The sequence below is a fragment of the Streptomyces sp. NPDC059009 genome, assembly GCF_042740175.1.
GTDB lineage: Bacteria > Actinomycetota > Actinomycetes > Streptomycetales > Streptomycetaceae > Streptomyces.
In genome coordinates this window covers 102,530-126,978 of sequence record NZ_JBHYJB010000012.1, presented here as the reverse complement: position 1 = coordinate 126,978, position 24,449 = coordinate 102,530, and the positions used below count along the sequence as shown (strand labels likewise).

At 71.6% G+C, this 24,449-nt stretch carries 18 protein-coding genes; 7 read left to right on the top strand and 11 right to left on the bottom strand.

Annotated features, from left to right (window positions below):
• Positions 1-2: 2 nt before the first annotated feature.
• From ACFWYM_RS14810 to ACFWYM_RS14800, 3 genes are all read left to right on the top strand, one after another.
• A complete protein-coding gene (locus ACFWYM_RS14810) occupies positions 3-2,423 on the top strand; it encodes a lantibiotic dehydratase (protein ID WP_384835523.1) in 2,421 nt (806 codons plus the stop codon).
• Positions 2,424-2,523: 100 nt separating this feature from the next.
• The gene (locus tag ACFWYM_RS14805) at positions 2,524-4,554 is read left to right on the top strand and encodes a M6 family metalloprotease domain-containing protein (protein WP_384835521.1); all 2,031 of its coding nucleotides are present in this window, start codon (positions 2,524-2,526) and stop codon (positions 4,552-4,554) included.
• Between the two features lie 63 nt (positions 4,555-4,617).
• Complete coding sequence (locus tag ACFWYM_RS14800) at positions 4,618-6,021, top strand: aminotransferase class V-fold PLP-dependent enzyme (protein ID WP_384835518.1); 1,404 nt, start codon at positions 4,618-4,620, stop codon at positions 6,019-6,021.
• 33 nt (positions 6,022-6,054) lie between these two features.
• Here the strand turns inward: ACFWYM_RS14800 and ACFWYM_RS14795 are convergent, their stop codons facing one another.
• The 4 genes from ACFWYM_RS14795 to ACFWYM_RS14780 form a co-directional block, all read right to left on the bottom strand.
• Positions 6,055-7,773, bottom strand: coding sequence for an ATP-binding cassette domain-containing protein (locus ACFWYM_RS14795; RefSeq protein WP_384835515.1), 1,719 nt, complete (start codon positions 7,771-7,773; stop codon positions 6,055-6,057).
• A gap of 57 nt (positions 7,774-7,830) precedes the next feature.
• Positions 7,831-8,298, bottom strand: coding sequence for a hypothetical protein (locus tag ACFWYM_RS14790; RefSeq protein ID WP_384835512.1), 468 nt, complete (start codon positions 8,296-8,298; stop codon positions 7,831-7,833).
• Positions 8,299-8,362: 64 nt separating this feature from the next.
• Entirely contained in the window at positions 8,363-9,271 is a 909-nt protein-coding gene (locus tag ACFWYM_RS14785) for a serine hydrolase (RefSeq protein ID WP_384835509.1), read from the bottom strand.
• Positions 9,268-10,173, bottom strand: a complete 906-nt coding sequence (locus tag ACFWYM_RS14780) for a LysR family transcriptional regulator (protein ID WP_384835506.1) — start codon at positions 10,171-10,173, stop codon at positions 9,268-9,270. Before ACFWYM_RS14780 ends, ACFWYM_RS14785 begins: the two co-directional genes overlap by 4 nt.
• A 125-nt stretch (positions 10,174-10,298) precedes the next feature.
• Here ACFWYM_RS14780 and bla point away from each other — a divergent pair, with 125 nt between their 5' ends.
• Together bla and ACFWYM_RS14770 are read left to right on the top strand one after the other, a co-directional pair.
• Entirely contained in the window at positions 10,299-11,255 is a 957-nt protein-coding gene (bla, locus tag ACFWYM_RS14775) for a class A beta-lactamase (RefSeq protein WP_384835503.1), read from the top strand.
• A gap of 175 nt (positions 11,256-11,430) precedes the next feature.
• On the top strand, positions 11,431-11,814 hold the full coding sequence (locus ACFWYM_RS14770; protein WP_384835501.1) for a nuclear transport factor 2 family protein: 384 nt from the start codon (positions 11,431-11,433) through the stop codon (positions 11,812-11,814).
• Positions 11,815-11,844: 30 nt separating this feature from the next.
• On the opposite strand, the gene ACFWYM_RS14765 is transcribed toward ACFWYM_RS14770, so the two are convergent.
• From ACFWYM_RS14765 to ACFWYM_RS14745, 5 genes are all read right to left on the bottom strand, one after another.
• A complete protein-coding gene (locus ACFWYM_RS14765) occupies positions 11,845-12,321 on the bottom strand; it encodes a (2Fe-2S)-binding protein (protein ID WP_384835498.1) in 477 nt (158 codons plus the stop codon).
• A gap of 35 nt (positions 12,322-12,356) precedes the next feature.
• Positions 12,357-14,645 (bottom strand): molybdopterin cofactor-binding domain-containing protein, encoded by a 2,289-nt coding sequence (locus tag ACFWYM_RS14760; protein WP_384835495.1) that lies wholly within the window; start codon positions 14,643-14,645, stop codon positions 12,357-12,359.
• A gap of 73 nt (positions 14,646-14,718) precedes the next feature.
• Positions 14,719-15,942 carry an oxygenase MpaB family protein gene (locus tag ACFWYM_RS14755; protein WP_384835492.1) on the bottom strand — a complete coding sequence of 408 codons (1,224 nt, stop codon included), beginning with the start codon at positions 15,940-15,942 and terminating at the stop codon, positions 14,719-14,721.
• A 39-nt stretch (positions 15,943-15,981) separates the two neighbouring features.
• Entirely contained in the window at positions 15,982-17,208 is a 1,227-nt protein-coding gene (locus ACFWYM_RS14750; RefSeq protein WP_384835489.1) for an oxygenase MpaB family protein, read from the bottom strand.
• Positions 17,209-17,346: 138 nt separating this feature from the next.
• Positions 17,347-17,472, bottom strand: a complete 126-nt coding sequence (locus tag ACFWYM_RS14745; protein WP_384835485.1) for a hypothetical protein — start codon at positions 17,470-17,472, stop codon at positions 17,347-17,349.
• 44 nt (positions 17,473-17,516) lie between these two features.
• Between ACFWYM_RS14745 and ACFWYM_RS14740 the strand changes: the two genes are divergently transcribed.
• The gene (locus ACFWYM_RS14740) at positions 17,517-18,962 is read left to right on the top strand and encodes a glyceraldehyde-3-phosphate dehydrogenase (RefSeq protein ID WP_384835482.1); all 1,446 of its coding nucleotides are present in this window, start codon (positions 17,517-17,519) and stop codon (positions 18,960-18,962) included.
• Positions 18,963-19,029: 67 nt separating this feature from the next.
• Here ACFWYM_RS14740 and ACFWYM_RS14735 read toward each other — a convergent pair whose 3' ends face one another.
• Entirely contained in the window at positions 19,030-20,694 is a 1,665-nt protein-coding gene (locus ACFWYM_RS14735) for a GMC oxidoreductase (protein WP_384835479.1), read from the bottom strand.
• 297 nt (positions 20,695-20,991) lie between these two features.
• Here ACFWYM_RS14735 and ACFWYM_RS14730 point away from each other — a divergent pair, with 297 nt between their 5' ends.
• Positions 20,992-23,214 (top strand): NADP-dependent isocitrate dehydrogenase, encoded by a 2,223-nt coding sequence (locus tag ACFWYM_RS14730; RefSeq protein ID WP_384835476.1) that lies wholly within the window; start codon positions 20,992-20,994, stop codon positions 23,212-23,214.
• 84 nt (positions 23,215-23,298) lie between these two features.
• Here the strand turns inward: ACFWYM_RS14730 and ACFWYM_RS14725 are convergent, their stop codons facing one another.
• Positions 23,299-24,255, bottom strand: a complete 957-nt coding sequence (locus ACFWYM_RS14725; protein ID WP_384835473.1) for a diacylglycerol/lipid kinase family protein — start codon at positions 24,253-24,255, stop codon at positions 23,299-23,301.
• Positions 24,256-24,449: the final 194 nt, after the last annotated feature.

The window sequence follows — 24,449 nt, the reverse complement described above, 5'->3', positions numbered from 1 at the left end:
GCATGACAGAGCACGACCCGCACGCCCACAGCGTGGAACTGGGCACCACCGGCTGGCGCGTCTGGCGCGACGCGGTGCTGCGCACGGCCGGATTCCCGGTCGACGGGCTCACCAGGTTCGGCGCACCGGACTGCGCCGACGTGACGGACCGCCACCTCGCCGGGGCCGGTACCCGCGAGGAGTTCGAGACCGCCTTCGGGCGCGCCACGGACCACTGCGCCCGCGAGATCGGCGCCGTGGCCGCGGACCCGCTGCTGCGCGAGGCCATGACCTGGCAGAACCGCGGCGCCCTGACCCTGCTCGACTCCCTGCGCCGCGGCGGCCCGACGCCCCGCAGGAACACCACCCGCAGGCGCCGCGAACAGGACCTGAGCCGCTACTGGCAGCGCTACTGCGGCAAGGCCGAGACCATCGGCTTCTTCGGCCCGTCCGCCTGGGTCCGGGTGGACCCCGACGCCACCGCTCTCACCCTCACTCCCGGCAGCACGATGCCCGGCCGCCGACAGGTCTTCTTCGAACCCTGGGCGCTGGCCGCGTTCGGCGCCTGGCTCGCCGAGGACCCCGGGATCAGGGCCTGGCTGCCCCCGACCCTCCATCCCCATCTGGCAGTTGAGGGGCAGCGGCTCCTGCGCCAGGGGGCGACGCCGATACGTCTGACACCGCTCCAGGCGGCCGTCGCGGCGCTGTGCGACGGGGAGACGCCCGCCGCCGTGATCGCCGAACGCCTCCTCGCCGACCCGGCCCCGGACCCAGACCTGGATCTGGACCCGGCCCCGGACCCGGCCCCGGGCACCGGGCTGTGCCGCGCGGAGGACGTCCACCGCATCCTCACTCAGCTCTCGCGCCGACGGCTGATCGCCTGGGACGCCAACCTGCCCACCGACGCACGGGCCGAGACCGCCGTGCGCCGACGGCTCGCGGCCATCGGCGACCCGGTGGCGGCGGCCCGCGCACGCGCCGCCTTCGCCCGGCTGTGCGTCGCACGCGACGACGTCGCCGCGGCCGCCGGTGACAGCGAACGCCTGGCCGCCGCCCTGGACGCCCTGGACCGGGAGTTCACCGCCCTCACCCGGCGCGAGCCCAGCCGGGCGCAGGGCAAGACGTACGCGGGCCGGGGGCTCTGCTACGAAGACACCACGCGCGACATCGGCCTGACGATCGGCAGTGAGTTCCTGGACCGGCTGGCCCCGCCTCTGTCCCTCGTGCTCCAGGCCACCCGGTGGTTCAGCGCCGAACTCGTCGACGCCTACGACCGGGAACTGGCCAAGCTGTTCGACAAGGCGGCCGCTGCGGCCGTCACCACCCCTGACGCGTCCGGCCCGGAGGTCACCCTCGCCGACCTGTGGCGTCCCGCACTGCGGCTGTTCTGGAGCAACGACCGCCGCCCCGTGGACGACGTCACCGACGAGTTCGCCCGCCGCTGGCACACCCTCCTCGGGCTGAACCAGGACGGGGCCCGCGACACGTCCACCGTCCGGCTCTCCGCCGCCGAACTCGCCCCCGAGGCCCGGCGGATCTTCGCCGCCGAGCGCCCCGGCTGGTCCCTCGCCCGCATCCACAGCCCCGACCTCCAGATCTGCGCGGAGTCCGCCGAGGCCGTCAACCGAGGCGCGTACGAAGTGGTGCTCGGCGAGATGCACGCCTGCGCGCCCACGCTGCTCGTGAACCTGTTCACCTGGTCCGCCGACGACCCGGCCTTCGCCGGCCGGCAGGCGCACTCCGACTACCGGGCACCCCGCGTCGTGCCCCTGCTGCCCGCCACGTGGCCGCGGAGCACCGGACGCATGGTCCCGGCCGAGGTGATCGAGAGCGACCTGCTCCTCGGCTTCGCCCCGGCCCCGGGCGTCGACCGGCGCCGCCTCGTCCCCGTCTCCGCGGTCCGGCTGCGCCGCGACGGCGAAGCGGCGAAGGTACGGGCGGTGCTGCCGGACGGCCAAGAGCTGCCGCTCATCGAGATGTTCGGCGTCTTCCTCACGCTCATCGCGGTCGACGCCTACAAGACGGTCACGCACGGGGCGCACCTGCCGCGCGTCGTCGTCGACCACCTCGTCCTGTTCCGGGAGACCTGGCGCACCGGGGTGGACGCCGTGGCCCTCCCCAAGCGCAGCAAGAGCGCGGGCGGCAGCGAGCGGGAGGACTATCTGGCGGTACGGCGCTGGCGGGCCGGACTGGGCCTGCCCGAGCGGGTGTTCATCAAGGTCGAGGGAGAGATGAAGCCCGTCTACGTCGACTTCACCAGCCCCGTGTACGTGGCGTCGCTGTGCACCCTGCTGCGCGCCGCCCGGCGCCGCTCCGGCCCGGACGCGGACGCCGGACTCGTCGTCAGCGAGGCACTCCCGGGCCCCGACCGCGCCTGGGTGCACGATGCGCGGGGGCGCCGCTACGTGAGCGAACTGCGCCTGCACGTGGTGGACCCGGCATGACGTCCCAAAAGTGCGTTGACGTCCCACCCGCCACGGCGGAAGGTGCAGACCGAACGGCTTGTCATGTTCTGGTTCTCGTCCTCCGGGCTAGGAGTGAGCCTTGTTCCTCCGTCGTAGACGCATACGCGGCGTCCTCCCCGTCGCACTCCTCGGTCTCCTCGCCGCGGCCCTCGCCGCCGGGCCCGCACAGGCCGACCCGCACGCCGCCGACCGGCCGCACCGGCCCCCGCCCCTCGTCCAGCCGACCGACCCGCAGCACTGGCAGAACCCCGACGACATGACCTGGGCGGACTACCGCTCCGTCCCCGGCACCGACTGGTCCGACCCCCAACACAAGCCCAGTAAGCGGACGTTCAAGGGCGCCCTCGTGCTGCTCGACTACCCCGACGAGGAGTTCACCGCGAGCAAGGCGGCCGGTTCGAGCCTCTTCGGGAATCCGCAGCCCGGCGCCTCCGACATCCCCCGCAGTCAACTACCGGCCTTCTACCGGGACTTGCTGAACAAGCCGGGCGCGCTCAACCACGGGCACACCATCAACGAGTACTGGATGGAGGACTCCGGAGGCCGCATCGGGGTCGACCTGACCGCCTTCGGCGTCTACCGCATGCCGTTCAAGTCCTACCAGTACGGCATCGAGCCGAGCATGAATCCCGGCGCCTGCCCGCTCGGCACCACCTGCGGGAAGAACATCCGGACCGACGGAAAAGCCGCCTGGACCGCCGACGTGGGCGGCGGGGAGACCGCGAAGTACGACTTCGTCTTCTACCTCACCGCCGGACAGGACGAGTCGTCCATCTGGCAGGAGTTCGGGCAGATGAAGTTCGCGGGCCCGCAGGACGTCCCGGCCGCCTGGGGGCCGCCCTCGCCCATCGCCTCCGGCACAAACGCCGCCAACACCCGCTACGTGCCCTGGACTTCGTGGGCCGCCGCCGCCCGCATCTGGCCCAACGCGGCGGACGGCTCGTCCACCCAGGCCGAGAGCTCCGGCATGGCCGTGTACGCCCACGAGCTCAGCCACATCCTGGGGATCGGCGACAACTACAACAACCCGTACGGGACTCCGCTGCGCCGCTCGTACACCGGGATCTGGGGCATGCTCTCGCGCGGCTCGTTCAACGGGCCCGGCGGGCCGCACACGCGCTGGCAGATACCCGCCACCAACGGCGCCTCGATGGGGGCCCAGCACGTCCTGCGCGACAAGCTCAAGCTCGGGATCGTCGACGAGAAGAACGTGCTGCGCCTGGACCGGGACGCCCTGAAGGGCTCCGGAACCGTCGTCGCCCGCGTCACCGCCCGTGCCGCGCCGCCCGGCGACAAGGGGCTCAGCGGCGTCAACGTCACCATGGGCCGCGACCTCTCACCGGCCTGCGATCCGGCCGCCGATCCGCTGTGCGACGGCGGCGGCTACGACAACTACACCGTCGAGGTCGTCGACCGCATGGGCATGGACTCCTTCACTCCCGACCACGGTGTGCTGCTCGCCAAGACCAAGAACCAGGACCGGGCGCCGTTCGCCTGGGTGGTCGACGCGCACCCCGAGGACATCGACATGGTGGACTTCAAACGCCCCGACGGCACCCCTCAGAAGATCACCATGGGCGACTACCGCCAGCTCAGCGACGCCCTGCTGCACGCCGGGGCCGACTCCGGCAGCCAGTACGAGTACGTCGACGAGGCCAACCGGCTGCACTTCTACGTCCTCGACCTGCAGCGCGGCCCCACCGGCGTGCTCTCGTACACCATCGCCGTGAAGTCCCTCGACGGGGCGGGCCCGCAGCTTAGGGGCGTGGATCTCGGCCGCGGCAAGGCCAAGGGCAACCCCGCGCGCCGGGCCGTGTGCTCCTTCGACCTCGCCAACACCGGGCGGGCCGCCCCCGCCGACCAGGGCAAGGGGCTCGACCGGTATCTGGGGTCGGACGTCTACCGGCTGACGGCCAAGGCATCCGGCCGCGGCTGGTCCGCCTGGCTCCCCAACCGGCTCGCCACTGCGAAGACCGGCCGCTCGGCCCAGGTCGAGGTCGCCGTGAACGCGAAGCCGCACGCCGACCGCCACGGCAAGGTCACGCTCACCGCCCGCTCCGAGAGCGACCCGGGCAAGACCGCCAAGGCGTCCTGCACACTGAACAGTTGACCGTTTGAGCTCTCGTCCGCCTGGATCTGGACACCTCCGCGCGAAAAGCGGAGATTTGTGTAGGTGAGCACGGACGACGAGCGGGGTGAGGGGTTCTTCGCGCGGCTGCGCGCCGAGGAGTTCGGCTACCTGGACGAGGCGGGGGAGGTGTATCTCGACCACACCGGCGCCGCTCCCGTACCGCGGCGCCTCGCCGACGCGCAGGCGGCGCGGCTGCGCAGCAGGGCGTTCGGCAATCCGCACACGGAGAGCCCGGCGTCACGGGCGTCCACGGCGCTGGTCGAGGACGCCCGGGCGCGGGTGCTCCGGTTCCTGGACGCGGATCCGGAGCAGTACACCGTGATCTTCACCGCCAACGCCTCGCAGGCCGTGAAGCTGGTGGCGGAGGCATATCCGTTCAACCGGTGGTCGAGGCCGCTGCTGCTCACCCAGGACAACCACAACTCCGTCAACGGAGTACGGGAGTTCGCGCGCCGTGCGCGGGCGAGAGTGCAGCTGGTGCCGTTCTCCGGGAACGAGCTGAGGGTGTCCGGCGGCGCCGTGCGACGCGCGCTCTCGGGGCGGCGGCGAGGGCTGTTCTGCTTTCCGGCGCAGAGCAACTTCAGCGGCGTACGGCATCCGCTGGAGTGGGTCGGCGAGGCGCGCGCCGCCGGCTGGCACACGCTGCTCGACGCCGCCGCGTACCTGCCGACGGGGACGCTGTCCCTGCGCCGGGCGCCCGCGGACTTCGTCGTGGCCAGCTGGTACAAGGTCTTCGGCTACCCGTCCGGCGTCGGCAGCCTGGTGGCCCGGCGCGACGCGCTCGCCGCGCTGCGCCGCCCCTGGTTCGCGGGCGGCACGATCCAGGTCGTCAGCGCCCGCGCCCGGTGGCACCGGATGGCCCAGGCGCCCGCGGCGTTCGAGGACGGCACCCCGGACTTCCACGCCGTCCCGCAGATCGTCACCGGCCTCGACTGGTACGAGTCGGTGGGGGCGGCGGCCGTCGCGGACCACGTCTCGCGTCTCACCGGGCGGCTGCTGAGCGGCGTCGCCGGGCTGCGGCACCGGGACGGGCGGCCGCTCGTCCGCGTCTACGGTCCCCGCGGCACCGAAGGGCGCGGCGGCACGGTCGCGTTGAACGTCCTGGACAGCCGCGGGCACGTCGTCGACGAGCGGATCGTGGCGCGGGAGTGCGCGGCGGCGGGCATCTCGGTGCGGACCGGGTGCTTCTGCAACCCGGGCGCGGGCGAGGAAGCCTTCTCCATCGCGCCCCGGCTGCTGCACCGCGCGGGCGGCGGCCGCTGGCGCGCCGAGACCATCGACGGCTACATACGGCGGCTCGGCCTGCCGTCCGGCGGCGCGGTGCGGGTCTCGCCGGGCATCGCCAACACCGCGGCCGACATCGACCGGTTCGTGGAGTTCCTGCGCGAGACGTTCGCCGCCGGCACTCCGGAGCGGGGTGCGCTGGCCCCGCGCGTCAGCTGCTGAGCGCGCGCACGGCCCCGGCCGGGGGCGAGGGGATCAGCCACCGATGCGGTGCGCCGACGCCGGGCAGCGCCGCCGCAGAACCAGCCAGGCGGCCGCGAGCAGGACCACCGCGCACCCGGCCAGGACCACCCAGCCGCAGCACGCCGGACGCCCGAAGCTGTCCCCGTACGAGACGAGCAGCGCCCGCCCCTCCGCGCCGCCGCCCCGCCACAACTCCGCAAGCCCGGCGCCCGACCCGAGCGCCTCGAACGCCCACCGGTTGGTCATCCCGACGCTGATCCAGCGGCCCCCCGCCGCCATCCGCGGCACCGGCACGAAGGCACCCGAGAACAGCACCTGCGGGAAACAGAGCAGCGGCAGCACCAGGGCGGCCTGGCTCGGCTCGGAGACCAGCGCCGAGCAGCACAGGCCCAGGGCGAGCGCCGCGAACGAGGCGAGCGCCGTCGTCGCGAACAGCGAGGCGTGGACGGACAGTTCGGCCGCGGGCAGCCGGTCCAGGGCGCGCAGCACCACGAGCAGCAGGGCGTCCGCGAGGAGCAGGACCGGGCCGAGCACGGTGAGCTTCGCCAGCAGATACGGGCCGAGGCGCAGCACGGTCCGACGCTCGCGGCGGAGCACCGCCAACTCCCCGCAGATCTGCGGAAGCCCGTATGCGAGACCGAAGAAGAACGCCCCGAACGCGATCCAGAACAGCACCATCGCGGACGCGGCGGGGGACGGGCGGTCCGGGTCGAAGACCCCCGGGCGGAACAGCAGCGCGAACATGGCGATGATGATCAGCGGCGAACCGGTCGTGATGGCGGCGGTGAGGCGGTCGTGCCGCAGGAGCCGCAGATCGCGCCCGGTCAGGACGGCCCACTGGCGGAGCCGCCCGGTGGCCGGGACGAACAGAGCCCGTACGTCGGCCCCGTCGGCCCCACCCGCCTTGTCTGCCCCGTTTGCCCCCTCTGCCTCATCCACCCCGTCCACCCCGTCCTCGGGCTGCGGCACGGTTGCCGTCACCGCCGTCGTCACCGCCGCCGTCGACGCTGCGGCCGCCACCGCGTACAGCGCCTCGAACGTCCCGTCCGGCGACGCCCGCAGCACCTCGGCCACAGTGCCCGACATCCCCGGGCGGCCGTTCGGCGCGATGAACAGCACCTGGTCGCAGCGGTGCAGATCGGCGGGCGTGTGCGTGGTGAACACGACGGTGACGCCCGTGGCGGCGAGCCGGACCAGATACTCCGTCAACTGAGCCCCGGCCAGCGGGTCGAGCCCCGACGTCGGCTCGTCCAGGAACAGCAGCCCGGGACGGGACAGCAGCTCGATGGCGATGCTCGCCCGCTTCCTCTGACCGCCGCTCAGGGTCCGCACGGGCTGCCCGGCCTGCTCGGTCAGCCCCAACTCCGCCAAAACCAGCGGAACGTGGGCGAGGTCCGTGCCGCGCAGCCGGGCGGCGTACTCCAGAGCGGTGCGGAGCGGCAGCGCGCGGTGCACGATGTCGTCCTGCGGCACGAACCCGTAGCGCAGTGCGCCGGGCGGGGCGCCGGGCGGCGTACGGACCGCGACCCGGCCGGAGTCCGGTGCCCGCAGCCCGGCGAGGACTTCAAGGAGCAGGGTCTTGCCCGCGCCGCTGCCGCCCGCGATCCCCAGCACCTGCCCGGGACCCACCGCGGGCACATCGATCCCGGACAGCACCACGGCCCCCGCGAGACGCAGCCCGACCCCGCCCGCCGAGACCTCCGCACCGACCCGCTCCCCGGCCACCGCCATGCGTCCTCCCCTTGCTCGTCCGGTCCCCTGGACCTGCCCGGGCGAGGCCGGGGGTACTCAGCCGACGGGGCCGGGCGGCAGACAACCGGTCGCCGGATAACGGCCGTTGACGTACGCCCGCACACGGTCCTTGTACATGGCGCCGGTCACGCAGGCGGTCGCGCCGATCCAGATGCCGTACTCGCTGCCCTCCGCCTGCTGCGCCCCGTCCGCCGAGCGCGCGTCGTCCACGGAGACCCGGGCCCGGCCTGCGAGGTCCGTGAGTGCGCGGCGCACGTCCGCCGGGGCGACCGTGCCGCGACGGCGCAGCTTGTCGAGGGCACGCTCGACCTCAGCCCGCTTCTGGACCGCCTTCTTCGCGTCCTCGGGGTTCGGCGCGGCGGCGGACCCGGCCTCCGACCGCTGCGACGCGGTGCCGTTGAGGTTGGAGAACAGGTCGTCCGCGTCCTTGCCGCACCCGCTCACCGTGAGCGCGAGAAGCGAAGCGGTGAGGGCGGCGGCTGCGGTGGGCTTCCGTACGGGCATGATCCGATGCTCTCTGCCCCGCGGCGTGCGGTGCTTGAGTACGCGTACTCACCTTTCCCTCCGCTCACAGCTGCCGCAGATGGTCCCGGAGCGCGCGGGCCGTCTGGGACATGAGGGCGTCGGCGCCGGGCTGGACGCTGGCGGGGACGAGGGACTCGGTGAGGACGGCGATGGCGAAGGACTGGCCGTCGGCGTGCTCGACCACGCCGATCTCGTGGCGCAGGTTCAGGAGTGTGCCGGTCTTGGACGACCACGTGGTGGCGTCGGAGCTGAAGTCGGGGCCGAGGCGGTGGCGGATCATGTTGTGGGCCATCAGTTCGCGGACGCCGCGGGCCGTCTCCGCGGGGATCGCCGACGGGGTCCACAGGGCCTGGAGCAGATCGGCGTACGCGCGGGCGCTGCCCGTGTTGGCCCGGGTGACGTCGAGCTGCGGCACCCGGTGGCCGTGGTCGCCCGCGCCGATCGCGAGCGCGTGGGCCAGTGGCGCCTGCCCGCGGTCGAGGCGCTCCTGGGGTGTGTCGGCCAGCTCCCCGAGGGTGTGCCGGACGGTCAGGTCCAGCAGGCCGAACTCGCGCAGGAGCCCGGTGACGCGGTCGGGCGGGGTGAGCCCGAACAGGACGTCGCCCGCCGTGCTGTCGCTGATGCACGTGCTCAGGTAGAGCAGGTCCTCCACGGCGATGCGGGCCGGGTGGCGGAAGCGGCTCAGGCCCGTGGGGCCCGGCGTCGTGATGCGCCCCGGCGCCACGTCGAGCAGGGCCGCGCCGTCGAGTTCGCCCCGCCGGACGCGCTCCAGCGTCGCGAGTGCGAGCGGCACCTTGACCAGGGAGGCGACCGGCAGTTCGGCGTCCGGCTCGATGCCGAGCTCCCGCCCGGTGCGCAGGTCCCGGACGAGGAGGCAGGCCCGCAGGCCGCCGTCGTCGAGGCGGCGGCGCAGCTCGCGCAGCAGTTGCTCCGTGGTCCCGTACGCAGTCATGTGCTCTCCCCGTTCGCGGCCGGCGCCCACGGCGCCGCGCCCAGGCAGTCGGCGAGCGCCTCGCCGAGGCGGTGCTGGATGAGGTCCGGATCGCCGGCCTCGGTGGCGCCGAGCGCATAGCCGCGGACCAGGGCGAGGTCGCCGAGCGGGCGCCAGTGCAGGCCGAGCTCGCGGGCCTGCGCGGCCGAGCACAGCAACAGGTCCTGGGAGCACAGGACTTCGGCCGCCGCCGTGGTGAGGTCGGCCGCGACGGCGAGCTGCGCGGGCTGCAGGCCGACGGCGTCGCGCAGCCGCGTCAGCGGGTCGCGGACGTGCGGCACGTCGTCCTCCGGCTGGAGCCAGACCCGGCGGACCGCGTCGTCACCGCTCGCCCGGCCGCGGCGCAGCGTGTCGAGGTAGACGCGCCGCACCCCGGGGTCCGCGGCGGTGGCCAGGCCGAGCGGCACCGACCACGTAGCCCGGTCCGGTGCCACCGCGAGCAGCGCGGCCCGCACCTGCTGGGAGCGGATCAGCTCCGCGCGCCGCGCGGGCGCCGCGGCCCGCAGGTCCAGCATGACGCCCTGCCCGCGCGCGTCCGCCACGAGCCGCGCCAGGTCCGCGCTCGCGCACACCGCGGGCACGGCGAGGCGCCATGGCTTGCGCCGGGCCACGGCCGCCTCGTGCTCCAACACCTCGGCGGCCAGGACGAGTTGACGGGCCGTCGGCAGCATGTCCCGGCCGAACGGGGTGAGCACCGCCCGGCGCGAGGTGCGCTCGAAGAGGCGCTCCCCGAAGCGCTCCTCCAGAGCCGCGACGCGGCGGCTCGCCACCGACTGCGACATCCGCGCGGCGGACGCCCCGACGGTGAAGCTGCCGTACTCGCTCACGCTGATGAAGGCACGGCACGCGCCCACGAGATCCACGACGGCCCCCTTCCCTCCCCGTACGTCATGCTGAAACAGCATGAAAAGCATCAGAAGTGTATTGGACCGCATGAGCGCCGCCGGGTGAGGGTGGCTCCCTCGACCCGCACCGGAGGTTTCGGACCATGCCGCACAACCGTGCCCGCCGTGGCGTGCTCAGCGCGCTCGTCACCCTCTCCCTCGTCCCGCTCGTGGCCTGCGGGGACAGCGACCCCGAGGCGGAGAAGCCCAGGACGTCCCCGTCCGCCTCCGCCTCCCCGTCCGCCCCCGCCTCAGCGAAGCCGTATGCCGCCGCCCTCAAGGGACTTGAGCGCAAGTACGACGCCCGCCTCGGCCTCTACGCCGTCGACACCGGCACCGGACGCGAGGTGACCTACCGCGACGGCGAGAGGTTCGCGTTCAACTCCACCTTCAAGGCGTTGGCGGCCGGGGCCGTGCTGCGCAAGCACGGGCCGAAGGGGATGGACACGAAGGTCAAGTACACGAAGAAGGACCTGGTCGACAACTCTCCCGTGACCGAGGGCAACGTCGACCACGGCATGACCCTGCGCGAACTCTGCGACGCCGCCGTCCGCTACAGCGACAACACCGCGGCCAACCTGCTCTTCAAGGACCTCGGCGGACCGAAGGCCCTGAACGCCGTGCTCAAGGACCTCGGCGACGACACCACGCACATGGAGCGCTACGAGACGGCCCTGAGCATGTGGGACCCGGACTCCACCCGGGACACGACCACACCCCGCGCCTTCGCCGGGAACCTGCGGGCCTTCGTGCTCGGCGACGTCCTCGGCAAGCCGGAGCGCGCCCAGCTCACCACCTGGCTGCGCACCAACAAGACCGGCGACGAGCTCATCAGGGCCGGGGTGGCCAAGGAGAAGGGCTGGACGGTCGGCGACAAGACCGGGATGGGCAGCAACTACGGCGGCCGGGACGACATCGCCGTGATCTGGCGCCCGCACGCCGCGCCCCTCGTCGTGGCGATCATGACGAACCGCAAGGACGAGAAGGCCGAGCCCGAGAACAAGTTGATCGCCGAGGCGACGTCGGTCCTCGTCGACACCCTGAAGCAGCCGGCCTCCTGAAGCAGCCGGGCCCTGAAGCAGCCGGGCCCTGAAGGAGCGGGACCCTGGAGGAGCGGGCCCCGAAGGCGTCCCGCATTACCTCCGGCGTAATCGCACGCCCCGCCGTTCCCCGGCAAGGTGAAGTCATCCGCACCGGCGGACACCACTTCAAAGGCCCAACAGGAGGCTGAGCACGATGACTTCGTCCGCCCGCACCGCGTACGAGACCGCCGTCGCCCGCTACTTCGAGGCATGGAACACGCAGGGCGCCGACGACCGGGCCAAGGCCGTCGCGGCGGCCTGGACCGAGGACGGCACCTATACCGACCCGCTCGCCGACGTGGCCGGGCACGAGGGGATCGCGGCCGTGATCGCCGGGGCGGGGGAGCAGTTCCCGGGCTTCGAGTTCCGGCAGACCGGCACGGTCGACGGGCACCACGACACCGCGCGCTTCACCTGGGAGCTGGTGTCCGTCGCCGACGGCTCCGCGCCCGTGGCGGGCTCCGACGTGATCACGCTCGCCGAGGACGGCCGCATCCGGACGGTGCTCGGCTTCCTGGACCGTCTCCCCGCGGCCTGAAGAGGGCGGCCCCGCACACCGGTCGGCTGCTCACATCATCTCGGCGCCGGCCTTGATCGCCTCACGGATGCGGACGTACGTGCCGCAGCGGCAGATGTTGCGGATGCCGTCGAGGTCGGCGTCGGTGATGGTGCGGCCCTCCTCGGCGGCTCGGCGGACCAGGGCGACCGCCGCCATGATCTGGCCGGGCTGGCAGTAGCCGCACTGGGCCACGTCCTGGTCGAGCCAGGCCCGCTGCATCGGGTGCAGCTCGGCGCCGACCGTGGCGGGCAGCCCCTCGATGGTGGTGACCTCGTCGTCGGCCTTCAGGTCCTCGACCGGGATCGCGCAGGGGTTCACGGCCTTCCCGTTGAGGTGGCTGGTGCACGCCTTGCACACGTTGATGCCGCAGCCGTACTTCGGTCCGGTGACACCCAGGATGTCGCGCAGCACCCACAGCAGCCGCACGTCCCCCTCGACGTCGACGGTGACTTGTTCGCCGTTCAGGCGGAAGGTGTGCTTCGGCAAGGGGAACTCCTCGGGCGACGAGTGGGTGATGCGGTTCAACGGGCGTGCTGGGCGCCGTCGGTGGGGGACTGGGGGATGGGCGGCACGGTCGGCTTGGGCGTGAAGGAGAGCGTGCCGTGGTTGATCGGGAAGCTGGTCGGCATGGTCCCGGTGGCCCGGCCGTAGGCGCAGGCGACCGCCGCCATGGACGCGGCGACACCGAGCTCGCCCGCGCCGCCGGGCTTGCCGGTCGTGGTGGGCATGACGACGACCTCCAGCTCGGGCGGCGTGTTCCACTGCCGGGTGTAGAAGTAGTTGTCCCAGCTGGCTTCCAGGAAGTAGCCGTCGCGCAGATGCAGGCTGGAGGTCAGGGCGAGCGCGATGCCGTCCATGGCACAGCCCATCATCTGCGCCTGAAGGCCGCGCGGGTTCACGGCGAGCCCGGCGTCCACGGCGAAGACGACCTTGGTGACGCGGGGACCGGTGACGCCGTCGCGGACGGGCCGGTTGACGGTCTCCGGGCGGCAGTCGATCTCCACGAGGACCGCGCTCACGGAGTGGTACTCGGTGTGCAGTGCGATGCCCTGCGCGGTGTCGGCGTCCATCGGGCGCCCCCACTTGCCGACCTCCGCGACCTTGTCCAGGGCCGCCTTCGCCCGGTCCGCGCGCAGGAAGTCGCGGCGGAACGCGTAGGGGTCCTTGCCCATCTTCGCGGCGAGCCGGTCGACGACGAGCTCCCGGGCGCAGGTGACGTCCGGCGAGTAGACGCCGCGCATGCTGCCGGTGTTGAAGCCTTTGTCGGTCTCGTTGAGCAGCCGCGTGGCGAGGCCGAAGTTGTACGGCATCGACTGGGAGAGCTGGAAGAAGGTCTCGGAGAAGCCGATGTCGCCGACCGGGAGCTTCGCGGCCAGGGCGGTGAAGACCTCGCCGAGTCCATGGCTGAGGTCGGTGGCGACGCTGGTGTGCCGCTGCTCGTAGCCGAGGACCGTCTTGCCCAGGTAGGCGGCGCGGACGCGCGAGGTGGCCATGGGGTGCGTACGGCCCTGGCGGGAGTCGTCGGCGCGGTGCCACATCAGCCGTACGGGCTTGCCCATCGCCTTCGAGATCTCGGCGGCCTCCAGGGCGGCGTCGAAGAAGAGCCTGCGGCCGAAGGAGCCGCCGCCCTCGGTGACGTGCACGGTGACCTTGTGCGGGGGCAGGCCGAGCTTCGCGGCGATGGCGTTCTTGGCGACGATCGGCGCCTTCAGGGACGACCAGATCTCGGCGCGGTCCGGACGTACGTCGGCGATCGCGGAGTTGGGCTCCAGGGCGCTGTTGCTGCGGAAGTGGAAGGTGAACGTGGCGTCCACGGTCGGCGTCAGGGGCTTCGGCCCGAGCGGCAGTTCGGCGGCGCGCAGCTCTTCCAGCACGGTCTCGTCGGACTTGCCCGCCGCGGTGCCGGGCTTCCACTCCACCCGCAGGGCGCGCACCGCGTCGATGCACTGCCCGAAGGTCGCCGCGCGCACCGCCACTCCGGTGGAGACGGTCGCGACGTCGGTGACGCCGGGCATGGCACGGACCTCGTCGAGGTTGGCGACGGAGCGGACCGTGCCGTTGAGGGTCGGCGGGCGGCACACCATCGTCGGCCGGGCGTCCGGGACGTCGAGGTCCATCGCGAACTTCTTGGCGCCGGTGACGGCGGCGAGCGCGTCGACGCGGGAGTGCGGCCGCCCGATGACGGTGAACTCCTCGCGCTCCTTCAGCTCGACGGACTCCCGGCTGGTGTGTGCGGCGGCGGCCTTGGCGGAGAGTTCGCCGATGCCGACGCTCCGGCCCGCCCGGTCGCTGACGAGGCCGCGCGTCAGGGTGAGTTCGGAGACCGGGGCGCCGAGCCGGGCGGCCCCGGCGGCGAGGAGGCGCTTGCGGGCGAGGGCGGCGGCGACCCGGACCGGGAGGTACGTCGCGTGTGTCGTGTTGGACGCGCCGGTGAGCTGGTTGAACAGCAGCTCCGGGCGGGCATCGGCGAGCGTGACCCGCACCCGGTCCACGGGCACGTCCAGTTCCTCGGCGATGAGCATGGCCGTCGACGTGGTGATGCCCTGCCCGACCTCGGCCCGGGGCAGCGCGAACGACACGGTGCCGTCGGCGCCCACCTCGACCGTGATCAGGTTCGCGGTGGGCAGCGCGGCCAAGGTCATCACGTCGTTGAGGTCGAGCAGATCCGTCACCTCGGGGGTCGGCAGCCCCGCCTCGGCACCCGACGGCGCGGCGTCGGCGTCCGGCGCCCCGGTGAGTTCGGCGGCGGTCACCAGGGTCGGCGCCGCGAGGATGTAGCCGAGGAAGCGGCGCCGCCCCATGTCCTGCATGTCGAACTCGCCTTTCGTCGCGGGTGCTTGATGTTACCGCCCGGTTCTCCCGGGCTCTTCCCGACCTCCCGGGTCAGGAGGGGCGGTTCATGTCGGGGATCTCGATGGCGATGGGCTTGGCCTCGCCGAGGAAGAGCAGCACGAACTTACGGATCGCCTCCTCCACCGTCCAGGCGGCCTCCGGCACCAGGGGCAGCGGGATCAGGCCCTCGCGGAAGGCCACGAGCAGCGGCCACGTCCTGCTGATCAGGGGCTCCCAGAACGGCTCCTCGCTCAGCCCGATCCAGTCGCCGACCTTGTCCCCGAGCGTGTACCGGGAGAAGGCGCTGACCAGCGGCCGCGTCAGCCCGCCGTCGAGCTCGGCCACGATGTCCAGGAGCACCTCGGTGAGCTCCTTGCCCTCGGGCGTGGGGCCCATGGCGGGGTCGAGGAGCTGCTTGGACTGGGCTTCGGCGGCCTCCCAACTGCCCGCGATGTACTCGTCCTTGACCCCCAGCATGTGTGCCGTCACCTGCCACACGTGCAGATAGGCGGCGGAGTCGGCGGGGGAGACCCGGACCCGCCACTCGAGCAGCTTGCGCATCACGAAGGTGGGGAGGCTGTGCCAGGTCACCAGGATGTCGGCCTGGCTGATGGGGATCTTCTGGCCGCCGTTGTGCTCGTTCCAGCCGGGCGACTTGGGCAGCAGATGCCGTACGGCCGCGTGCACGAGGCGGGTCTTCACCGCCGTCACGACCATCGAGCCCTCGGGCCGGTAGGCGTCCAGGTCCCCGACGTCGTAGCCGAGCTTCGCCGTCTTGGCGATGCGGTCCTTCATGTCCGCGCCGCCCTTGGAGTAGTAGACGGCGCGTGCCTCCCTCGGGATGGCGGTGCTCATCAGGCCGCTGCCGAGGCCGTAGAGGGTGCCGGTGTAGATGCCCTTGGTCTTGCTGAACTTCGCCCCGGTGTCGAGCTTCTCCCGGTCGGCCCAGGAGGGGAGGCGGCGGGCGTGCTCGATGAACTCCCGTAAGTCCCGGGGGAGTCCGTCGGGCAGCGGCTGGTCGTTGCGCGTCCAGGCCCGCAGCAGCTCATTGACCTTGGACACTTCGCCCCGGTCGAGGACGGCCGCGAGGACCGGGTCGGCCTCCTCGTCCCACACCCACTGCGGGTCGGTGCCCGCTCCCCGGCCCGCCACCGAGCCGCTGGGCGACCACGACCACAAGGACTTCGCGTGCGCGGGCGCCGCCATGCTCAGCGCGCCGAGCGCCCCCATCGTGCCGCCCGCGAGCAGCACCTTGCGTCTGCTGAGTGGGTCCATCGTGGTGAACTCCCTTCTCCGGTACGGATGGTGGGACTCTCAGGGCCGGTTGGTCTCGGGGATCTCGATGTGCGTGCCCCGTCCCTTCGTCAGGTAGAACAAGATGTACTGGCGGGCCGCCTCGTCGAGCGTCCAGGCGAGCGGCGGCACCAGGGGCAGCGGCAGCAGCTTCTCGCGGAAGGCGACCAGCTTCGGCCAGACCGTCTCGATCGTCTTCTCCCAGAAGGGCTCGCGCGGGATGCCGTCCCAGTCGGCGACCCGGTCGCCGACCAGATAGCGGGCGAGCGCGTCGACGAGCGGGCGGTCGACGCTGCCGGGGCTGGTCTGCTCGGCGAGCTGGCCCAGCAGGATGTCGGTGAGCTCGACCCCTTCGCGGGTGGGCCCGAGGACCGGGTCGAGGAGCTGGTGGGACTGGGCCTCGGCGGCCTCCCAGGTGGCGGGGACGTACTCGTCCCGGATGCCGAGCAGGTGGGCGGTGACCTGCCACAGGTGCAGATAGGCGGCGGAGTCGGCGGCGTCGACCGGGACCTTCCACTCCAGCAGCCTGCGCATCGCGAAGGTCGGCAGGGTGTGCCAGGTGACGAGCATGTCGGCCTGGCTGATGGGGATCTTCTGCCCGCCGTTGTGCTCGTTCCAGCCCGGGGACCTGGGCAGCAGATGGCGTACGGCGGCGTGCACGAGCCGCGTCTTCACCGCCTCGACCACGATGCTCCCGCCGGGCCGGTAGGCGTCCAACGCCCCTACGGCGAAGCCGAGTTTGCTGGTCTTGGCGACGCGGTCCTCCATGTCGGCGCCGCCCTTGGAGTAGTAGACGGCCCGCGCCTCCTTGGGGATGGCGGTGCTGAGCATCCCGCCGCCCACCCCGTTGAGCAGATTGAGGTAGAAGCCCCGCGTCTTGTTGAACTCGGCCGCGGTCTCCAGCTTGCTCCGGTCGGCCCAGGAGGGCAGCCGGCGCGCCCGCTCCATGAACTCCCGTAAGTCGCGCGGCAGTCCGTCGGGCAGCGGCTGGTCGTTGCGGTTCCACGTGCGCAGCAGCTGATTGACCTGCGGTACGTCGCCCCGGTCGAGCACCGAGGCGAGCAGCTGGTCCGCCTCCTCGTCCCACACCCACTGGGGGTCGGCCCCCTTCCCGGATCCGGCCACCGACCGGGTGGGCGACCACGTCCACAGGGGCCGTGCCTGGGCGGGCGCCGCCACGGTCAGCGCACCGAGCGCTCCCATGGCGCCGCCCGCGAGCAGTACCTTGCGCCTGCTGACTGGGTCCATCGCGGTGAACTCCCTGTCTGACACTGTGAAACAGATTGAGTATCTGTGTTTCACCAGGGGAGCACAGGCGTTCCATGAACGCCAGGGGCCGCACAAGGGAACCAGGGCCCGCACCGGGCCAGGACCGCCGTCAGCACTTCACTCGCACTCGGGCACCGCGACGGCCGCGGCCTTGGCTTTGTCCTCGGCGACCTTGAGTGAACGAGTGTGCTCGCTCAGTGACTGCTCCCGCTTCAAGGGAGCCCGGTGCTTGATCGAAAACAAGCCGGGTTAGCATATGAGCGCCGCCTAGCTCGAAAGATAAACCTGTGACTGTCAATGATGACTCGTTCACCAACTGGAAGAACCGCGAGGAGATCGCGGAGTCGATGATCCCGGTCATCGGGAAGCTGCACAGGGAGCGGGACGTCACGGTCCTCCTGTACAGCCGCTCCTTGGTGAACAAGTCGGTGGTCAGCATTCTGAAGACCCACCGATTCGCCCGGCAGATCGCCGGTGAGGAACTCTCGGTCACCGAGACGATGCCCTTCCTGCGGGCCCTCGCCGAGCTCGACCTCGGGCCGTCCCAGATCGACATCGGCATGCTCGCCGCCACGTACAAGACGGACGGGCGCGGGCTCTCCGTGGCCGAGTTCACCGCCGAGGCCGTCGCCGGGGCCACCGGCGCCAACAAGATCGAGTGCCGCGAACCGCGCGACGTCGTCCTGTACGGCTTCGGCCGCATCGGCCGCCTCGTCGCCCGCCTCCTCATCGAGAAGGCCGGGTCCGGCAACGGGCTGCGGCTGCGCGCCGTCGTCGTGCGCGGGGGCGGTGAGCAGGACCTCGTGAAGCGGGCCTCGCTGCTGCGCCGCGACTCCATCCACGGCCAGTTCCAGGGCACGATCACCGTCGACGAGGCGAACAGCACCATCGTCGCCAACGGCAACGAGATCAAGGTGATCTACGCGAACGACCCCTCGGAGGTCGACTACACCGCGTACGGCATCAAGGACGCCATCCTCATCGACAACACCGGCAAGTGGCGCGACCGCGAGGGACTGTCCAAGCACCTGCGCCCCGGTGTCGAGAAGGTCGTCCTGACCGCCCCGGGCAAGGGTGACGTCCCGAACGTCGTGCACGGCGTCAACCACGACATGATCAAGCCGGACGAGCAGATCCTGTCCTGCGCGTCCTGCACCACCAACGCGATCGTCCCGCCGCTGAAGGCGATGGCCGACGAGTACGGGGTGCTGCGCGGTCACGTGGAGACGGTCCACTCGTTCACGAACGACCAGAACCTGCTGGACAACTACCACAAGGCCGACCGGCGCGGCCGCAGCGCGCCGCTCAACATGGTCATCACCGAGACCGGCGCCGCCTCGGCCGTCGCGAAGGCGCTGCCGGACCTGAAGGCGCCGATCACCGGCTCCTCGATCCGGGTCCCGGTGCCGGACGTCTCGATCGCGATCCTGAGCCTCAGGCTCGGCCGCGAGACCACCCGCGAGGAGGTCCTCGACCACCTGCGGGACGTGTCGCTGACCTCGCCGCTGAAGCGCCAGATCGACTTCACCACCGCCCCGGACGCGGTGTCGAACGACTTCATCGGCTCGCGCCACGCCTCGATCGTGGACGCCGGTGCGACGAAGGTCGACGGCGACAACGCGATCCTCTACCTCTGGTACGACAACGAGTTCGGCTACTCGTGCCAGGTGATCCGGGTCGTGCAGCACGTCTCCGGCGTGGAGTACCCGACGTACCCGGCCGCCGCGCTCTGACGGACGTGTCCGGGGGAGGGGCCATCGACCCGATGGCCCCTCCTTCGTGCGTGGGGGAGCGGAGAGGTCATCGGCGGAGGTCGGTGGCGATGATCTGCTCGATGTTGCGTTCGGCGAGCGCCGTGATGGTCACGAAGGGATTGACGCTCGTGTTGCCGGGGATCAGCGCCCCGTCGATCACATACAAGCCCGAATAGCCATGCAAGCGGCCGTAGTTGTCCGTCGCCTTGTTCAGGACCGCGCCGCCGAGCGGGTGGTACGTCAGGTGGTCACCCCAGATCTTGTCCGTGCCGAAGAGGTCCGTGCGGTAGATCGTGCCCTCCTTCGCGTTGATCTTGTCGAAGATCGACTTGGCCATGGTGATGGAGTCCTGCTTCCAGTCCTTCTGCCAGCTGAGGTCGACGCGGTTCGCCCCGGCGTTCCAGTTGAACTCCGCGCGGTGCGGGTTCCTGGTGATGGACAGGTAGAACGACGCGTACGTCTCGATGCCGGTCGGCAGCGGGGCCACCTCGGAGAAGGCGCCGCCCGCGGCCCAGTTGTCGATGCCGCCGCAGGGGATGGACGCCTGCACCTTTCCGGTCGGGTCCCACAGGTGGTTGGCGCGGCCGCACATGACGTTGCCGTTGTCGCCCCAGCCCTTGCCGATCTCGCTGTTGAGGGCCGGGAGCGCGCCGGTGGCCTTGAGTCTGGTGAGGAGCTTGCTGGTGCCGACGCTGCCGGCCGCGAAGAAGACCCGGGTCGCGGTGACGGTCTTGGTGGCCACGGTGTCCCCGCCGGTGCTGAGCTGGTTGAGGGTGACCGTGTAGCCGCCGCCGGACGCGGGGGAGACCGAAGTGACCTGGTGGAGCGGGGAGATGGTGACCCTGCCGGTGTTCTTGATCTGGCTGAGGTAGGTCTTCTGGAGCGACTTCTTGCCGTAGTTGTTGCCGTAGAGGATCTCCCCGGCCACGGCCGACTTGGGGACGGTGCCCGCCGCCTCCTGTTTCATGTAGTCCCAGTCGTATACGTCGGGCACGAACACGAAGGGGAAGTTGGAGCGCTGGGCGTGCTTGCGGCCGACGCGGGCGAACTGGTAGCAGTCCACCGTGTCGAACCAGGCGGGGTCGATGAGGCCGACGCCGAGCCCCGCGTTGGCGCGCGGGTAGTACGTGGAGTACATCTCGTCGGCGTTGACCGACGGGAGGACGGCGGCGAAGTTCTCCCGCTTCGGCGTGACCGCCATCCCGCCGTTGACCAGGGAGCCGCCGCCGACGCCCCGCCCTTGGTAGACGATGATCCCGGCGAACTCCTCGGCGTCCAGGATGCCCGTGTACTTGGGGATGTTCTTGTCGATCGGGAAGCCGAGGAAGTTGCTCAGCGGCTGCTTGGTCCTGGTGCGCAGCCAGTACGAGCGGTTGTCCGGACTCGTGGTGTTGCAGAAGATCTTGCCGTCCGGACCGGGGGTGTCCCAGGCCATCCCCATCTCGGCCATGTGCACGTCGACGCCCGCCTGGGCGAGCCGCAGTGCCGCGACGCAGCCGCCGTATCCGGTGCCGATGACCAGGGCGGGCACCTGCGCGCCGTCGCTGATGACGGCGGCCGCCCCCGAGGGGGCGAGGCGGGCCGTGGCCGCACGGGCCGGGGTGCCGTGACCCGCGAGGGCCACGGCACCCAGAATAGAACTCGTTCCAGCGAGGAATCTTCGACGTGACACCCCGTCAGGATTCGCGTTATGCGTGGTGGTTCCACTCATGTGATGTTCCTCACTCTCGTAGGAGTGGGAACGGGTTCTACTGCCGTGCGCGTGGAAAGTCACTAGAAACCTATAGGTAACTTTCTGTCCGATCTTGAGACGAAGATCTGTAACGCGTGCAAGATCCAGGTACACGTACATGATCCAGGTACGGGTGCAAGATCCGCTTCAGGGGAAGATCCCGCCCCTGGGCCGCGGGGCCGATCGGCCGGGAACCCCCGGGGCCCTGTCCGGCAGGGCCCCCTCACGAGATATCTTGATGTCGAGCAATGTTGCAGACGTGGAGCGGAGCACCCGGTGACTGACTCGACCATCATCTACACCCACACTGACGAGGCCCCGGCCCTCGCGACGCATTCCTTCTTGCCTGTGATCCAGGCGTACGCGTCGCAGGCCGGTGTCAACGTCGAGACGCGTGACATCTCGCTGGCCGGGCGCATCATCGCGAGCTTCCCCGAGCGCCTCGAGGAGGGCCAGCGCATCGCCGACGCCCTCGCCGAGCTGGGCGAGCTGGCCAAGACGCCCGAGGCGAACATCATCAAGCTGCCGAACATCTCGGCCTCCATCCCGCAGCTGAAGGCCGCCATCGCCGAGCTGCAGGGCCAGGGATACGCGCTTCCCGACTACCCGGACGACCCGCAGACCGACGAGGACAAGGACGTCCGCGCCCGCTACGACAAGGTCAAGGGCAGCGCCGTCAACCCGGTCCTGCGCGAGGGCAACTCCGACCGCCGCGCCCCGGCCTCGGTGAAGAACTACGCCAAGACCCACCCGCACCGCATGGGCGCCTGGACCGCCGAGTCCAAGACGAACGTCGCGACCATGGGTGAGAACGACTTCCGCTCCACCGAGAAGTCCGTGACCATCGCCGAGGACGGCGCCCTGCGCATCGAGCTGGTGGCCGCCGACGGCACCACCACCGTGCTGCGCGAGTCGGTACCGGTGCTCGCGGGCGAGGTCGTCGACGCCTCCGTGATGCACGTCGCCGCGCTGCGCGAGTTCCTGACCGCGCAGATCGCCAAGGCCAAGGCCGAGGGCGTGCTGTTCTCCGTGCACCTCAAGGCCACGATGATGAAGGTCTCCGACCCGATCGTCTTCGGCCACGTGGTGCGCGCCTTCTTCCCGAAGACCTTCGCGAAGTACGGCGAGGCGCTCGTCGCCGCCGGTCTCTCCCCGAACGACGGCCTCGGCGCCATCCTCAAGGGTCTGGACGGCGTGCCGCACCTGGGCGACGAGATCAAGGCGTCCTTCGAGGCCGAGATCGCCGAGGGCCCCGAGCTCGCGATGGTCGATTCGGACAAGGGCATCACCAACCTGCACGTCCCGAGCGACGTCATCGTCGACGCCTCCATGCCCGCGATGATCCGCACCTCCGGCCACATGTGGGGCCCGGACGGCGGCGAGGCCGACACCCTCGCGGTCCTGCCGGACTCCAGCTACGCCGGCGTGTACCAGGTCGTCGTCGACGACTGCCGCGCCAACGGCGCCTTCGACCCGTCGACGATGGGCTCCGTGCCCAACGTCGGCCTGATGGCGCAGAAGGCCGAGGAGTACGGCTCGCACGACAAGACCTTCGAGGTCGCGGCCGCGGGCACCGTCCGCCTCGTGGACACGAAGGGCGACGTCGTCCTGGAGCAGGAGGTCGGCGAGGGCGACATCTTCCGCGCCTGCCAGACCAAGGACGCCCCGGTCCGCGACTGGGTCAAGCTCGCCGTCACGCGCGCCCGCGCCACCGGCGACCCGGCCGTGTTCTGGCTGGACGAGACCCGCGCGCACGACGCCCAGCTGATCAAGAAGGTCAACGCCTACCTGCCGGAGCACGACACCGAGGGTCTCGACCTCAGGATCCTCTCCCCGGTCGAGGCCACCAAGCTGTCCCTGGAGCGCATCCGCCGCGGCGAGAACACCATCTCCGTCACCGGCAACGTGCTGCGCGACTACCTGACCGACCTCTTCCCGATCCTGGAGCTGGGCACCAGCGCCAAGATGCTGTCGGTCGTCCCGCTGATGGCGGGCGGCGGCCTCTTCGAGACGGGCGCCGGCGGCTCCGCCCCGAAGCACGTCCAGCAGCTCGTCAAGGAGAACTACCTGCGCTGGGACAGCCTGGGCGAGTTCTTCGCGCTCGCGGCCAGCTTCGAGCACCTCGCCCAGTCGCGCGGCAACGCCCGCGCCCAGGTGCTCGCCGACACCCTCGACCGCGCCACGGCGACCTTCCTCAACGAGGACAAGTCGCCGACCCGTCGCGTCGGCGGCATCGACAACCGCGGCAGCCACTTCTACCTGGCCCTGTACTGGGCCCAGGAGCTGGCCAAGCAGACCGACGACGCGCAGCTCGCGGAGGCGTTCGCGGCCCTGGCCAAGACGCTGACCGAGCAGGAGCAGACGATCGTCGGCGAGCTGAACGGCGTGCAGGGCAAGCCGGCCGACATCGGCGGCTACTACCAGCCCGACGTGCCGAAGGCCAAGGCCGTCATGCGCCCCTCGACGACCCTGAACCAGGCGCTCGAGACGCTGAGCTGACGCCTTCCCCGTAAGGCAGCGCAAGGGCCGTCCCCGTGGAGGGGGCGGCCCTTGCGGCGTTTCCGTCGAGTTCCGTACGGGGTGTCAGCGGGCCTGGTCGTCCGGTGGCGCGAGGACCGGCAGGGCCCGCGGGACGACCTCCAGGGTGTAGCTGGAGGAGTCGCAGGTGGCCAGGTCGCCGTCGTACTCGAACAGGAGCGGGCGGCCGTCGGTGCGCTCCACCGTGACGCGGCGGCCCCGCGCGTGCACGACGCCCTCGTGGCCCAACTGGTCGCCGCCCCGCATCAGTTCCAGCAGGCGCGGCACGGGGAGCGCGGTTCCGGCCACACAGACGTCGAGCAGCCCGTCGTCGACCTCGGACAGCGGCAGCGGCCGGAACAGGCCCATGCGGTGGCGGCCGCCGCCCACGTGCACGGAGACCGTGGGCCCGCGGTGCACCTCGACGCCGTCGACGAGGACCCGCCCCGGATACGGTTCGAAGCCGTCGAGCGCCTCGGCCACCGCCGACTCGTAGCGGACGCTCCCCGGCTCCGGCCCGCCCCCGCGCAGCGCGCCGAGCGTCCGCGCGGCCAGGCCCGAGGAGGCGCCCAGGAGCGCGAGGCCCCCGGTCTCCGCGACCCCGGCCAGGTCGAGGCGGCGCACCCGGGGCTTGTCGAGGGCGAGTTCGAGTGCGGCGCGCCAGGGCAGGTCCGACCAGATCTCCCGGTACATGGAGTTGGCGGTGCCGCCGGGCAGGACGAGCAGCAGGGGGCGCGGCGGCCGGTCGTCGGGCGGGCCCGACATCCGCCCGCCGTCGACGAGTCCGCGCATCAGCTCGCGCGCGGTGCCGTCGCCGCCGAGCGCGACGAGGGCGTCGGGGCCGCCCGGCGCGGCCGCCACCCGGGCGAAGGTGCGGGCGTGGCCCGGATCCCCGGTCATCAGCGGAGTGACCGCCGCGCCGGACTTGGCGATCAGCCGCAGCACGTCCTCCAGCATGTCCTGCCGGTATCCGCCCGCGGCCGGATTGGCCACCACCAGAACGGAGTTGAACGATGGGCTCATGAAGAAGGCACTCCGTCTTGGTCGGAGACGAGGTTGTGGGGGTGCGACGAGCAAGGGGTCATGTTGCTCGTGTGCACAGTGTGCGCATGGTGTGCGCGCGAGTGGCGTTAAGGATGCGTATGGAAGTGCGGATTGAGGCGTGAGTCGGTGGCGGGACTCCCGTCCTCGCCAGCCTGCCGAACCCGCCTGAGATT

Coding starts and splice junctions, on each gene's coding strand:
- ACFWYM_RS14810 (WP_384835523.1), top strand. CDS start 3: ATGACAGAGCACGACCCGCACGCCCACAGCGTGGAACTGGGCACCACC.
- ACFWYM_RS14795 (WP_384835515.1), bottom strand. CDS start 7,773: ATGGCGGTGGCCGGGGAGCGGGTCGGTGCGGAGGTCTCGGCGGGCGGG.
- ACFWYM_RS14790 (WP_384835512.1), bottom strand. CDS start 8,298: ATGCCCGTACGGAAGCCCACCGCAGCCGCCGCCCTCACCGCTTCGCTT.
- ACFWYM_RS14785 (WP_384835509.1), bottom strand. CDS start 9,271: ATGACTGCGTACGGGACCACGGAGCAACTGCTGCGCGAGCTGCGCCGC.
- bla (WP_384835503.1), top strand. CDS start 10,299: ATGCCGCACAACCGTGCCCGCCGTGGCGTGCTCAGCGCGCTCGTCACC.
- ACFWYM_RS14770 (WP_384835501.1), top strand. CDS start 11,431: ATGACTTCGTCCGCCCGCACCGCGTACGAGACCGCCGTCGCCCGCTAC.
- ACFWYM_RS14760 (WP_384835495.1), bottom strand. CDS start 14,645: ATGCAGGACATGGGGCGGCGCCGCTTCCTCGGCTACATCCTCGCGGCG.
- ACFWYM_RS14755 (WP_384835492.1), bottom strand. CDS start 15,942: ATGGACCCACTCAGCAGACGCAAGGTGCTGCTCGCGGGCGGCACGATG.
- ACFWYM_RS14750 (WP_384835489.1), bottom strand. CDS start 17,208: ATGGACCCAGTCAGCAGGCGCAAGGTACTGCTCGCGGGCGGCGCCATG.
- ACFWYM_RS14735 (WP_384835479.1), bottom strand. CDS start 20,694: ATGAGTGGAACCACCACGCATAACGCGAATCCTGACGGGGTGTCACGT.
- ACFWYM_RS14725 (WP_384835473.1), bottom strand. CDS start 24,255: ATGAGCCCATCGTTCAACTCCGTTCTGGTGGTGGCCAATCCGGCCGCG.